The sequence below is a fragment of the Marinospirillum sp. genome, assembly GCF_044810985.1.
Classification (GTDB): Bacteria; Pseudomonadota; Gammaproteobacteria; order Pseudomonadales; family Halomonadaceae; genus Marinospirillum.
On the sequence record NZ_CP085242.1, the window covers coordinates 1,777,709 to 1,791,135 of the forward strand.

At 52.1% G+C, this 13,427-nt stretch carries 7 protein-coding genes and 3 rRNA genes; 5 read left to right on the forward strand and 5 right to left on the reverse strand.

Annotated elements, in window-relative coordinates; all coding sequences use genetic code 11:
* Positions 1-36: 36 nt before the first annotated feature.
* The gene (gene dksA / locus LG323_RS08500) at positions 37-471 is read left to right on the forward strand and encodes an RNA polymerase-binding protein DksA (protein ID WP_404414870.1); all 435 of its coding nucleotides are present in this window, start codon (positions 37-39) and stop codon (positions 469-471) included.
* Here dksA and LG323_RS08505 read toward each other — a convergent pair.
* Positions 468-1,343: an AEC family transporter gene (locus tag LG323_RS08505; RefSeq protein WP_404414873.1), complete on the reverse strand. Its 876-nt coding sequence runs from the start codon at positions 1,341-1,343 to the stop codon at positions 468-470. The genes dksA and LG323_RS08505 overlap by 4 nt on opposite strands.
* Positions 1,344-1,435: 92 nt before the next feature.
* Between LG323_RS08505 and LG323_RS08510 the strand changes: the two genes are divergently transcribed.
* Positions 1,436-2,422 carry a zinc-binding dehydrogenase gene (locus LG323_RS08510; protein ID WP_404414876.1) on the forward strand — a complete coding sequence of 329 codons (987 nt, stop codon included), beginning with the start codon at positions 1,436-1,438 and terminating at the stop codon, positions 2,420-2,422.
* 36 nt (positions 2,423-2,458) lie between these two features.
* Here the strand turns inward: LG323_RS08510 and LG323_RS08515 are convergent, their stop codons facing one another.
* The 4 genes from LG323_RS08515 to LG323_RS08530 all read right to left on the reverse strand — a co-directional run bounded on the left by LG323_RS08515 (position 2,459) and on the right by LG323_RS08530 (position 8,045).
* Complete coding sequence (locus LG323_RS08515; protein ID WP_310697095.1) at positions 2,459-3,019, reverse strand: carbonate dehydratase; 561 nt, start codon at positions 3,017-3,019, stop codon at positions 2,459-2,461.
* 83 nt (positions 3,020-3,102) lie between these two features.
* Positions 3,103-3,218 (reverse strand): 5S ribosomal RNA (gene rrf, locus LG323_RS08520).
* A 150-nt stretch (positions 3,219-3,368) separates the two neighbouring features.
* Positions 3,369-6,259 (reverse strand): 23S ribosomal RNA (locus LG323_RS08525).
* Between the two features lie 249 nt (positions 6,260-6,508).
* A 16S ribosomal RNA gene (locus LG323_RS08530) occupies positions 6,509-8,045 on the reverse strand.
* The 16S, 23S and 5S rRNA genes sit together here, the layout of an rRNA operon.
* 523 nt (positions 8,046-8,568) lie before the next feature.
* On the opposite strand from LG323_RS08530, the gene LG323_RS08535 reads away from it, so the two are divergent.
* The 3 genes from LG323_RS08535 to LG323_RS08545 all read left to right on the forward strand — a co-directional run bounded on the left by LG323_RS08535 (position 8,569) and on the right by LG323_RS08545 (position 13,413).
* Positions 8,569-9,819, forward strand: coding sequence for a diguanylate cyclase (locus LG323_RS08535; RefSeq protein WP_404414879.1), 1,251 nt, complete (start codon positions 8,569-8,571; stop codon positions 9,817-9,819).
* A gap of 1 nt (position 9,820) precedes the next feature.
* The gene (locus LG323_RS08540; protein WP_404414882.1) at positions 9,821-10,492 is read left to right on the forward strand and encodes an SOS response-associated peptidase; all 672 of its coding nucleotides are present in this window, start codon (positions 9,821-9,823) and stop codon (positions 10,490-10,492) included.
* Positions 10,493-10,563: 71 nt separating this feature from the next.
* Complete coding sequence (locus tag LG323_RS08545; RefSeq protein WP_404414885.1) at positions 10,564-13,413, forward strand: insulinase family protein; 2,850 nt, start codon at positions 10,564-10,566, stop codon at positions 13,411-13,413.
* The last annotated feature ends 14 nt before the right edge of the window (positions 13,414-13,427 follow it).

Here is a 13,427-nt window from a genome sequence, read left to right on the forward strand (position 1 = left end):
TACGGTATGAATCCTGGGCAACCGAGGAGAAACACCATGAACAAACAACAACGACTCAGCGAACAAGAGTTGCTGGCCATGCCTGAAGACAGCTACATGAATGCAGACCAGCTGGCCTTTTTTCGCCAGTTGCTTTTGGAGCATCGTGATGAAGTGGCGGCACACCTGGATGCCCTGCGCAAAGATATTACCACCCCGCCTGAGCAGGGTGATGAAACCGACAAAGCCAGCCTGGAGGAAGAAAAAGCCCTGCTGCTTCGTCAGGCCGACCGCGAAAGCAAACTTTTAAACAAAATTTATACCGCCCTGGAAAGAATTGATAACGAAGATTACGGCTACTGTGCTGAAACCGGCGAACCCATTGGCTTGCAGAGACTCCTGCTACGACCCACCGCAGAGCTTTCCATGGAAGCCAAACAGCTTCAGGAAGAGCAGGAAAGCCACTTTGCCAAAAACCGGAGTTCATCTTAAAGCAAGGCCAGCCACAGAGCCGCTGGGATAATAATCAAGCTGGCCAGATTGCCTGCGAGAACGATAGAAGCAACTTTCTGCGGCTCCTGCTGGTACTTTTCGGCCAGCATGAAATTCAGGACAGCCGGGGGCAGAGCTGCAAAAACCAACAGCATGCCCCACTGCTCGCCCTGCAAATTGAGAAAAGGCGCCACCAGGTAAGCCGCCAGAACACCGGAAAGCGGGCAAGCCAGTGCGCCGATTATCCCCAGCCTGATATCACTCAGATCCACATCCAGAAAACGCACACCCAGAGCAAACAGCATCAGGGGAATGGATATCTGCCCCAGCATCTCAACTGGCAAAGCCAGAGCCGACGGCAACTGCCAGTCCGTATAACTGAAGACCAAACCCGCAAAGGTAGCCAGGACGATAGGCACTTTAAGCAATGAGCCTATACGGGTGGATCGATCCAGAATGTAAAGACCCAGGGTAAAGTGCAACAGGTTGACCGTGATAAAAAGCGTCACTGCTGCTGGCAAGGCTGCTTCGCCAAAAGCCAGTACCAACAAGGGAATCCCCATGTTACCGGTATTATTGAACATCATGGGTGGCAAAAAGGTTTTACCACTGACCTTCAGGATTCTCAGAAATGGCCAGAGCAGAAGACCGGAACCCAGGGAGACCGCAAGTGCACCGAACACCAGATGCAGATACTCACCCAGATTATAATCACTGCCGGAAAGTACCGAGAAAATCAGTGCGGGTATAAACACATCCATGTTGATCCGATTGATCCAGGCAATATCCGGCTTGAACCAGTGCGCATAGCCTGCACCCGTGGCCACCACAAGAAATACCGGCAGAACAATGTTGATAATGGTCGCTAGCACTCATATCACCTGAAAACATGATTTTGGAAGGGTTAGCAGCTAAACTGCGAGAACTGACTCTACAATCAACCCACTAGAAGAGCAAAAGAACAATGCGCGCAATGGTCATTAAAGAGTATGGAGACTATGACGTTTTTCAGGAAGCAGAACTGCCCGACCCTCAGGCAGGCCCGGGCGAAATCAGAATCAAGGTAAAGGCAAGTAGCGTCAACCCACTGGAATTGAAAATCCGTGCAGGACTGGTTCCTGCCGGGCCCGAACTACCAGCGATTCTCAATGCGGATGTGGCTGGCATCATTGATCAGGTGGGTGAAGGCGTCAGCCAGTTCAAGGAAGGTGATGCAGTGATTGGCTGCGCAGGGGGTCTTAAAGGCCGCCAGGGTGCTCTGGCTGACTATATGGTTGCGGATGCCCGACTGGTGACCCCTGCACCCCAGAAGCTGCCACTTGAAGATGCCGCTGTGCTGCCACTGGTGTTCATGACGGCCTGGAGCGCTCTGGTGGAAAGAGCTGAAATTCAGCCCAACCAATGGGTACTGATCCAGGGAGGCACAGGTGGTGTCGGCCAGGTTGCCATCCAACTGGCCAAGGCCAAAGGAGCCAAGGTGGCAGCCAGTGTTTCTTCACCCGAAAAGGCAGACATTGCCCGCAGTCTGGGAGCTGATGAAACCCTTTTGTATGGTGAAGAAGAGCCTGAAGATTATGTCAAACGAATCACCCAGGGAGAAGGTTTCCCCGTGGTCTTTGATACTGTAGGTGGAGTCGCACTCGACAACAGCTTTAAAGCAGCCAGCCTGGCAGGTCAGGTCGTATCCATCAATACACGCAGCCAGCATGACTTATCACTGATGCACAGCAAGAGCCTGACCTTGCATGTTGTCTTCCGCGCCTTGCCCATGTTGACAGGAAAAGGCATGGAGGCAGAACCAGCCCGACTGGCCGCCCTGGTTCAATTGATTGACGAAGGCAAGATAAAACCCTTGATTGCTGAAAAGAAATTCAAATTCACTGAAATTTCCCAAGCTCATGGCTATTTGGACAGTGGCAAAGCCATTGGAAAAATTCAACTTCTGCGTTGAAAAAACAAAACTGCCGCAGCTTTTGCGGCAGTTTTTTTAAAATTCGTTGCTCAAAGCCTTATAGCCCTTCACCAACTCAATGTTGGCCGTTACCACAGACTCAGAAAATTCAGAAACAGACGCCTGAACACGCGGCACCTCATCCAGGCTGGATTCCGGACCCAATTGCATGGTTGAAGGCACATAAAATCCTGGTGGGAGATCACAGCCATCAACCACCGCATTGTGACGAACCGCGCAGCCATCCCCTATTTCACAGTTGAATACCACACTGTTAAAACCAATAAAGACTTTGCTGCCAATTTTACAGGGGCCGTGAATAATTGAACGGTGAGCAATAGAGGTTGATTCGCCAATTTCAACAGCGCCCCCTGCCTTGGAATGAATCACCACCCCATCCTGAATATTGGAATTGGCACGAATGATAATGGCATCCATATCACCTTCTTCGTTGGTTTCATCAGCACGTATAACTGCATAAGGGCCAACAAAGACATTATCTTCAATGATTACTTTGCCACAGATAATCGCAGTATTATCGACATAGGCACCTGGGTGAATCTGTGGAGAGTCACCATTAGGATTGCGTCTTATCATCGTGTTACCTCGTTAAGCATTTTTTTGGTTGCATAGAAAAACACCCCTTGAACGTGAGTTCAAGGGGTGTTTTCAGAATAGGTGCCTGACGATGACCTACTTTCACATGGGGAAGCCCCACACTATCATCGGCGCTGAGCGGTTTCACTTCTGAGTTCGAAAAGGGTTCAGGTGGTTCCCACTCGCTAAGGTCGTCAGGCGTAACTGTTGGAAGCTGGCGCTGCTTCGGCCAACATCCTAAAAAGGGGCAAGATTCAAGTTTTGGCTTTCGCCGGTCTGCGTCAGTCTCTTACGTATCCGTCAAATCATCATTGTTCAGTCTTGATCTATAAAACCGCTTGGGTGTTATATGGTCAAGCCTCACGGGTCATTAGTATCGGTTAGCTCAACGCATTGCTGCGCTTCCACATCCGACCTATCAACCTTGTGGTCTTCAAGGGCCCTTTAGGAGGATCAAGTCCTCAGGGAGACCTTATCTTGAAGGGGGCTTCCCGCTTAGATGCCTTCAGCGGTTATCCCGTCCGAACATAGCTACCGGGCAATGCCATTGGCATGACAACCCGAACACCAGAGGTTCGTCCACTCCGGTCCTCTCGTACTAGGAGCAGCTCTTCTCAAGTCTCCAACGTCCACGGCAGATAGGGACCGAACTGTCTCACGACGTTCTAAACCCAGCTCGCGTACCACTTTAAATGGCGAACAGCCATACCCTTGGGACCGAATTCAGCCCCAGGATGTGATGAGCCGACATCGAGGTGCCAAACACCGCCGTCGATGTGAACTCTTGGGCGGTATCAGCCTGTTATCCCCGGAGTACCTTTTATCCGTTGAGCGATGGCCCTTCCATACAGAACCACCGGATCACTAGAACCTACTTTCGTACCTGCTCGACGTGTCTGTCTCGCAGTCAAGCACCCTTATGCTCTTGCACTCATTGGCTGATTTCCGACCAGCCTGAGGGTACCTTTGTGCTCCTCCGTTACTCTTTGGGAGGAGACCGCCCCAGTCAAACTACCCACCACACACGGTCCCTGATCCAGATAATGGACCTAGGTTAGAACCTCAAGATTGCCAGGCTGGTATTTCAAGGTTGGCTCCATGCAAACTGGCGTCTGCATTTCAAAGCCTCCCAGCTATCCTACACAAGCAATATCAAAGTCCAGTGTGAAGCTATAGTAAAGGTTCACGGGGTCTTTCCGTCTAGCCGCGGATACACAGCATCTTCACTGCGATTTCAATTTCACTGAGTCTCGGGTGGAGACAGCGCCCCCATCATTACGCCATTCGTGCAGGTCGGAACTTACCCGACAAGGAATTTCGCTACCTTAGGACCGTTATAGTTACGGCCGCCGTTTACCGGGGCTTCGATCAAGAGCTTCGCTTGCGCTAACCCCATCAATTAACCTTCCGGCACCGGGCAGGCGTCACACCCTATACGTCCACTTACGTGTTTGCAGAGTGCTGTGTTTTTAATAAACAGTTGCAGGGGCCTGGTATCTTCGACCGACTTCGGCTCGGTTTGTGTAAACGTCACCTAGTGTCGGCGTGCCTTCTCCCGAAGTTACGGCACCATTTTGCCTAGTTCCTTCACCCGAGTTCTCTCAAGCGCCTGGGTCTTCTCGACCTGACCACCTGTGTCGGTTTGGGGTACGGTTTGTTGTGATCTGAAGCTTAGAGACTTTTCTTGGAAGCGTGGCATCAACGAGTTCGATTCCCCGAAGGTCCTCTTCCTCTCGCATCTCGGCGTTGCACCCCCGGATTTGCCTAAGGGTACCGCCTACTTGCTTTCACCAGGACTACCAACGCCTGGCTCGCCTAGCCTTCTCCGTCCTCCCATCGCAATCACAACAAGTGCAGGAATATTAACCTGCTTCCCATCGACTACGCCTTTCGGCCTCGCCTTAGGGGCCGACTCACCCTACCCTGATTAGCATGGGATAGGAAACCTTGGTCTTCCGGCGGGGGAGTTTTTCACTCCCCTTATCGTTACTCATGTCAGCATTCGCACTTGTGATACCTCCAGCAGACTTCTCAATCCACCTTCGACGGCTTACACAACGCTCCTCTACCGCTCATCATAGATGAACCCGCAGCTTCGGCACCTGGTTTGAGCCCCGTTACATCTTCCGCGCGGGCCGACTCGACTAGTGAGCTATTACGCTTTCTTTAAAGGGTGGCTGCTTCTAAGCCAACCTCCTAGCTGTTTTTGCCTTCCCACATCGTTTCCCACTTAACCAGGATTTTGGGGCCTTAGCTGGCGGTCTGGGTTGTTTCCCTTTTCACGACGGACGTTAGCACCCGCCGTGTGTCTCCCGTGCTCACACTCACCGGTATTCGGAGTTTGCATGGAGTTGGTAAGTCGGGATGACCCCCTAGTCCAAACAGTGCTCTACCTCCGGTGGTGATACACGAGGCGCTACCTAAATAGCTTTCGAGGAGAACCAGCTATCTCCGGGCTTGATTAGCCTTTCACTCCGACCCACAGGTCATCCGAATCTTTTTCAACAGATTACGGTTCGGTCCTCCAGTTGATGTTACTCAACCTTCAACCTGCCCATGGGTAGATCGCCCGGTTTCGGGTCTATTCCCAGCGACTGCGCGCCCTATTAAGACTCGGTTTCCCTACGGCTCCCCTATACGGTTAACCTCGCCACTGAGAATAAGTCGCTGACCCATTATACAAAAGGTACGCCGTCACCCAACAAGTGGGCTCCGACTGCTTGTACGCATACGGTTTCAGGATCTATTTCACTCCCCTAACAGGGGTTCTTTTCGCCTTTCCCTCACGGTACTGGTTCACTATCGGTCAGTCAGGAGTATTTAGCCTTGGAGGATGGTCCCCCCATCTTCAGACAGGATTTCTCGTGTCCCGTCCTACTCGTTTTCACTGAAAATGCATTTTCGCGTACGGGGCTATCACCCGCTATGGCGGCACTTTCCAGAGCCTTCCGCTAACACAAATTCAACTTAAGGGCTGCTCCCCTTTCGCTCGCCGCTACTCAGGGAATCTCGGTTGATTTCTTTTCCTCGGGGTACTTAGATGTTTCAGTTCTCCCGGTTTGCCTCCAGCACCTATGTATTCAGTACTGGATACCCAGCTTACACTGGGTGGGTTTCCCCATTCAGAAATGTCCGGATCACAGTCTGTTTGCCGACTCCCCGAACCTTATCGCAGGCTTCCACGTCTTTCATCGCCTCTGACTGCCAAGGCATCCACCGTATGCGCTTCGTCACTTGACCATATAACCCCAAGAAGTTTTCCTAAAAAGGAGCTAATCCTTTTGGGGCTTATCAAATAACTGTTCAACGATTTTTCGCCGGATACGCTTGAGACTGATGTCCATTGCTGCCTCAGTGAGCAGCAACAAACGTATCGCTTTGACTTTTAAAACTTGAATCTTGCATTGTTAAAGAGCAAAAAGCTGATCTTCAGCTTCTCTGGCATCAGAGCCATTCATGTGAGCACTTACGGGAGGTTTGGGCCGTCGTTAAGGAGGTGATCCAGCCGCAGGTTCCCCTACGGCTACCTTGTTACGACTTCACCCCAGTCATTAACCACACCGTGGTAACCGCCCTCCCGAAGGTTAAGCTAGCTACTTCTGGTGCAATCAACTCCCATGGTGTGACGGGCGGTGTGTACAAGGCCCGGGAACGTATTCACCGCGGCATTCTGATCCGCGATTACTAGCGATTCCGACTTCATGGAGTCGAGTTGCAGACTCCAATCCGGACTACGACCGGCTTTTGCGGATTGGCTCCCCCTCGCGGGTTAGCAACCTGTTGTACCGGCCATTGTAGCACGTGTGTAGCCCTACTCGTAAGGGCCATGATGACTTGACGTCGTCCCCACCTTCCTCCGGTTTGTCACCGGCAGTCTCCTTAGAGTTCCCGACTTAACTCGCTGGCAAATAAGGATAGGGGTTGCGCTCGTTACGGGACTTAACCCAACATTTCACAACACGAGCTGACGACAGCCATGCAGCACCTGTCACAGAGTTCCCGAAGGCACCAATCCATCTCTGGAAAGTTCTCTGGATGTCAAGAGTAGGTAAGGTTCTTCGCGTTGCATCGAATTAAACCACATGCTCCACCGCTTGTGCGGGCCCCCGTCAATTCATTTGAGTTTTAACCTTGCGGCCGTACTCCCCAGGCGGTCAACTTAGTGCGTTAGCTGCGCCACTAAGAACTCAAGGCTCCCAACGGCTAGTTGACATCGTTTACGGCGTGGACTACCAGGGTATCTAATCCTGTTTGCTCCCCACGCTTTCGCACCTCAGCGTCAGTATCAGTCCAGAAGGCCGCCTTCGCCACTGGTATTCCTCCACATATCTACGCATTTCACCGCTACACGTGGAATTCTACCTTCCTCTACTGTACTCTAGCTTGCCAGTTCCAGATGCCGTTCCTAGGTTGAGCCCAGGGCTTTCACATCTGGCTTAACAAACCGCCTACGCGCGCTTTACGCCCAGTAATTCCGATTAACGCTCGCACCCTCCGTATTACCGCGGCTGCTGGCACGGAGTTTGCCGGTGCTTCTTCTGTGGGTGACGTCACAGCTTACGGGTATTAACCGCAAACCTTTCCTCCCCACTGAAAGTGCTTTACAACCCGAAGGCCTTCTTCACACACGCGGCATGGCTGGATCAGGGTTGCCCCCATTGTCCAATATTCCCCACTGCTGCCTCCCGTAGGAGTCCGGACCGTGTCTCAGTTCCGGTGTGGCTGATCATCCTCTCAGACCAGCTACGGATCGTCGCCTTGGTGAACCTTTACTTCACCAACTAGCTAATCCGACATGGGCTCATCCGATAGCGTGAGGCCGAAACCCCACTTTCTCCCGTAGGACGTACGCGGTATTAGCCTTCCTTTCGAAAGGTTATCCCCCACTATCGGGCAGATTCCCATGCATTACTCACCCGTCCGCCGCTCGACGCCTGGGAGCAAGCTCCCATCGTTTCCGCTCGACTTGCATGTGTTAGGCCTGCCGCCAGCGTTCAATCTGAGCCATGATCAAACTCTTCAGTTTAAAATCATCGATTCATTGAGTGAATCAAACTTGGCTCAAGGTTCAAACGAATAATTGAGTTCAAGAATTAACTTGAATCTCGACGAGTCGCTTGCCTTGATGTTTTGTTGACTGAACCACCCTTTCCAAAGAAAGAGCAGCGCCACAAACCATCCCGCAAGCGCCCACATGAATGTACCTGATGCTTCATTCTTAAAGAGCGTTGATTAAAAGCGGCTAAAAGCCCTTCCAATCAAGAGGCGCACATTCTATCAAGTCGCGCCTCAATGTCAAGCTTTATTTTTCAGAATCTCTTAAAAAAACAACCTGAAAACAAAGACTTAAACCTCTTGCCCAACCCGGCTCAACAAGCCCTGTCCGACAAGAGAGGCGTATTATAGGGACTAAAATGATAGATGCAAGTCCTAATGGAAAAAAATTACAGACTACGCAACTCTGGTCTTAAGCTTTATACTCGTGACCAGTTGCTGTCACTCTTCTCAAGCCGGGCTCAACTGGCTTACTGCTAAAAAGGAAGGCACTCGTGCGTCACCGATTGGCTCATCTGTTCTCTTTGTTCGTTGCCCCTCTATTGTTGGCAGCCGGTGTTCTTTTTGTCATTGCTTTCGATCTGCTGCCTGAAAGTCTGGCCCGCTTTGTGGATATCACGGTTTGGCTTTTTGCCCTGATCGGCGCGCTATTAACCTTGAGTTATGCTCGGACCCGTAACTTTTTTGCCCTCTTGTTCGTCTTTCTAACCTATCAGGTAATGATCAAGGCCATTCACCTGCCTGCCACTCAGGGTTCGGATTTTTATGTGGCGCCAGCCACCGCCTACAACCTGCTCAGCTTTCTTCTTCCGCTTTTATTGGTGATCAACTCACTCTGGGTGGAGCGCTTTCACCTCCTGCAGGATCTTTTGCTGCGTTTTCTGGTGTTTGGGCTTGTGTTGATCATTTCGGTTGCCATCGGGCATCGCTTCCCTGCGGAAGTAAACCAACTGTTCAACCCGGTGTACTTTCCCAACATCTACATTGAGCAGCTGGGTTTGCCTCAACTCTCAATGCTGACTTTTCTGGCAGCCCTGTGCATTCTTTTTATTCAGCTTCTACTCAACCCTCAACCCTATTTTGCTGCGCAATGGGTTGCCTTGTGCGCCATGGTGTTGGTACTGCCCAATTTTCATGTCAATTATGCACCGGCACTGGTCACCAGCCTGGCACTGGTGATGCTCAGCATGGCAGTTCTGCATGAAGCCTTTCAGATGGCTTTTCGCGACGACCTTACCGGCCTTCCCGGCCGCCGTGCTTTGAATGAGCGCCTTCAGCGCCTGGGTCGCAATTACGCCATTGCCATGTCCGATGTGGACAAATTCAAGGTATTCAATGACACCTACGGCCATGATCTGGGCGATCAGGTTTTGCAGATGGTGGCAGCCCAGCTCAAGCGCGTCAGTGGCGGTGGCAAAGCTTATCGTTATGGAGGTGAAGAGTTCACCCTGGTTTTTCCAGGTAAGACCGCTGAACAAGCCAAGCCACACTTGGAAAAACTACGGATCGCCATTGAAAACTACCAGGTTAAACTGCGTGATGAGTCCAGCCGCCCTGAAAAAGACAAGGAGGGCAAAAAGAAACGCAGCAATGGCGGCAAAGACTGGGTGTCTGTCACCATCAGTATGGGTATTGCTGAACGCGGGCCTAAGTTGGGCAGCCCTGAAGAAGTAATCAAGGCAGCTGATGAGGCTCTTTATAAAGCCAAATCAGCCGGGCGTAATCAGATCGCATTGGCCAAGTGAAATGAGTGGGCGTTTAATCATCACTCCCTACAACATTGAGCTGGAGGTGGGTCAGCCGGTTGAATTGATGTCCGAGATTGCCACGGGCTTTAATCTGGCTCCCTGCACCCAACTGGCCATTCTCAGGCAGCAAACCAGCAAGTTGACTCTCGACCAGGCCTTCTGGAGCTTTACTCCATCCTGGATGAAGCAACTGGATCAGGCTCCCTACATTATTCGTAGTGAAAAGCTGAGCACCAGCCCTATGTTCCAGGAAAGCTGGCAAAAAAAACGCTGCCTTCTGCCCGTCACCGGCTACTATGTCTGGGTACAAATGACCCGTCGCAAACAGGCCTTTGCGGTGCGCCGCGAGCATAACCGACCCTTCTTTCTTGCCGGGATCTGGACACGTTACCCCGTTACCAGTACGCGCCACTATGATACCTTTGGCCTGATCAGCGCTCCCTCAGACCCCTGGCTGGGCAAACTGACGCCACGCGTGCCTGTGAGCATCCAACCAGCGGACATCAACACCTGGCTGCACCCCTCCACCCCGGAAAACCAGCTTGAACCACTTCTCCTGCCTGATGCTGTTGCCCTGGAGTGCTATCCGGTCAGTGATCGGGTCAATGACCCCCAAAACCAGACCTCTCAAGTTGCCTCACCGATTGCCGAGCGCCGACGCCCTTATTGATTCCAGGGAACTTTCATTTCTGAAAATTGCCAGTTAACCTTGTCTTCCAAGGTGCCAGGAAAGAATCCGACATGCCCAATAAAACTTATTTTCGCCCGTTTTTCTTCATTTCGCTGCTGTCCAGCCTTCTGGTCTTGAGTGCTTGCAGCCAGTTTATACAGCAGGAGTCCATGACCCAATTACCCACTCCCACCACCAGTCCCAAGGATGATCGTGAGTACCGAAGCCTGGCACTGGATAACGGACTCAAGGTTCTGCTCATCCAGGACCCGGAGGCTGAAAAAGCCGCTGCTTCCATGAATATCGCTGCAGGCAGTCTACATGAGCCGGATGCCTGGCCAGGGCTGGCTCATTACCTTGAGCACATGCTTTTTCTGGGCACGGAAACCTTTCCCGAACCAGACAGCTACCAGAATTTTATCCGCCAACAGGGCGGCAGCTACAATGCCTTCACTGCACCCCGAGACACCAACTATTTCTTTGATATCCGCCCGGACCACCTGGACGGAGCTCTGGCCCGCTTTTCACGGTTTTTTGTTAACCCTCTGCTTAATCCGGAATACCTGAAGCGGGAAGTGAATGCCGTTAACTCGGAATGGAGCGCAACACTTCAGGATGATGGCCGTCGCCGTCAGGATGCCCTACGCCTGGCACTGAACCCTGAACATCCAGCTTCACGTTTCAGTGCCGGCAATCGTGAAACCCTGGATACAGAAGATCCACAGCTGCGGGAAGCCCTGCTACAGTACCATCAGGATTTTTACCACCCTGATCGCATGACTCTGGTGATCTTCGGCCCACAGAGCCTGGATGATCTGGAAGCATTGACCCAAGAGCACTTTATTGATCTGGAACAGCAAGAAAGCCGAGCCGACCCCGACTGGCCGCAACTGCTGCTCTCCGAACAGTTGCCAGCCCAACTGGACATTCTGCCTTTACGGCAAAAACGTGAATTGCAGCTTTTGTTTCAGGTTCCTGATGCCACAAAAGACTTCAGCAAGAAACCCGACAACTATCTGGCGCATTTAATCGGCCATGAAGGTCAGGGCAGCTTATTGAACGCACTCAAAAACAAGGGCTGGGTAACCGGTTTATCAGCAGGCACCCAAATGCGCACCGGCCAGCAGGCCCTGTTTTCCATCAATCTGGAGCTGACTCCCGAAGGCGATCAAAAAACGCAAGAAATCCAGGCTGCTGTTTTTGCATGGCTTGACCTGATTCGCGCCCAAGGAATAGAGAAGTGGCGTTTTGATGAAAAGGCCCAGATTGCTGAAAACAGTTTTCGCTTTATGGAAAGTAGTGATCCCAGCAACCTGGTCACTCACCTGGCCATGCAAATGCCGCGTTATCCCATTGAAGAATTACTGCGCGCTCCCTACGCCTGGGATGAATTTGATGCTGAGTTGATCCAGCATTACCTGGAACAGCTCCAACCCGAAAAGCGTCTGCTTGTGCATATCAGCCCCGAGGTGGAAACCGACCAGACCACGCGCTGGGTACCGGCTGACTACCGCTTGCAACAGCCCCTGCCAGAAGACGCTCAAGCATTGCCCCCGGCACCAGAGGATTTGGCAATCCAACTGCCGGAACCCAACCCCTTCCTACCCTCCAGCCTGGCTCTTCTGGATGGCGAAAACCAGCAGGAACCTCAGTTAATCAAGGAGCAACCAGGCATGGAAGTCTGGCAGGGGCTGGATACCAGTTTCGAGGTGCCCCGCAGCCAGATTTATATCAGCCTGCAAAACCCCGAGGTGGTTACAGACTTGCGTCAGAGAGTTCTTGCGCAACTCACGGCCCGTTGGCTGGAAGATCAGCTCAACGCACCGGGTTATCCGGCTCGCCTGGCCGGTCTCAACTACGAGGCTTATGCCCATTCACGTGGCATCACCCTGGCTTTGGGAGGCTTTAGTGCCGAACAGCCGCGCCTGGCCAAGATGATGCTGGATCAGCTTCTTAAAGCTGAAGTGGAGGAGAGTCAGTTTCAACGCATCCAACAACGCCTGGAACAAAACCTCATGAATCAAAACCGGGATCGCTTGCCCCGGCAGATGATTCGTCAGCTTTTCAGCACTGCCCTGCACCCCAGCTGGACAGCTGAACAACAGTTAGAAACCTTGCAGGCCATTGACCACGAAGACTTGATGGCCTTTATACCCAGTTTCACCAGCCAGCTTTATATTCAGCTACTGGCCTGGGGCAATAGTTCCAGCGACTCCATTGAAAGCCTGTCCGAGGATCTCCACAAACGTCTGCAACCTGAGCTGGCACGTGAGAATGTCGATCTCCTGCAGGTACGCCAGATTCCTGCCGGGCAATGGAGCCAAAAACTGGATATTGAACACAACGACCGGGGTCTGCTGTTTTATATTCAGGGCCAGAATTCCAGCCCCGCCGAAGAGGCAAGATTACGTCTGCTCAGCCAGCTGCAGGCTTCGGCCTTCTTTCATGAGCTGCGTACCCAGCAGCAGTTGGGCTATGCGGTTTTCAGCAACTACTTGCCCCTGATTCAGCAGCCCGGTCTTTTCTACTTCATTCAGTCCCCGGATACCGAGCCGGATGAGTTGGCGGAAGCCACCGAAGCCTTCTTGAGAAGTGACTTGCAGCGTATCGAGCGCATGAGTTCAAGCGACTTTGCGCAACACCAACAAAGTGTAGTCAGCAAGCTTCGGGAAAATGACAAACGCCTAAGCCAAAGAGCAGAAGGCTTCTGGCAGGAAATAGGCTATAAACGCTATGACTTTGACCACAAGGAAGAGATCGCCACCGAGGTCGAAAACCTCAGCCAGCAAGAAATGATGGATTTTTATCTGGAAACCATGAACTTTGAGCGCGGCTTCTACCTGCTGGGCACCTCTCCCAAGAAAAAGGGGCGACTGCTGCCCGGCCAGAATGCGGAGCCGCAGGAGTGGCCTCTGGATTAGACCAGAAGCTTGAG

Coding starts and splice junctions, on each gene's coding strand:
- dksA (WP_404414870.1), top strand. CDS start 37: ATGAACAAACAACAACGACTCAGCGAACAAGAGTTGCTGGCCATGCCT.
- LG323_RS08510 (WP_404414876.1), top strand. CDS start 1,436: ATGCGCGCAATGGTCATTAAAGAGTATGGAGACTATGACGTTTTTCAG.
- LG323_RS08515 (WP_310697095.1), bottom strand. CDS start 3,019: ATGATAAGACGCAATCCTAATGGTGACTCTCCACAGATTCACCCAGGT.
- LG323_RS08540 (WP_404414882.1), top strand. CDS start 9,821: ATGAGTGGGCGTTTAATCATCACTCCCTACAACATTGAGCTGGAGGTG.
- LG323_RS08545 (WP_404414885.1), top strand. CDS start 10,564: ATGCCCAATAAAACTTATTTTCGCCCGTTTTTCTTCATTTCGCTGCTG.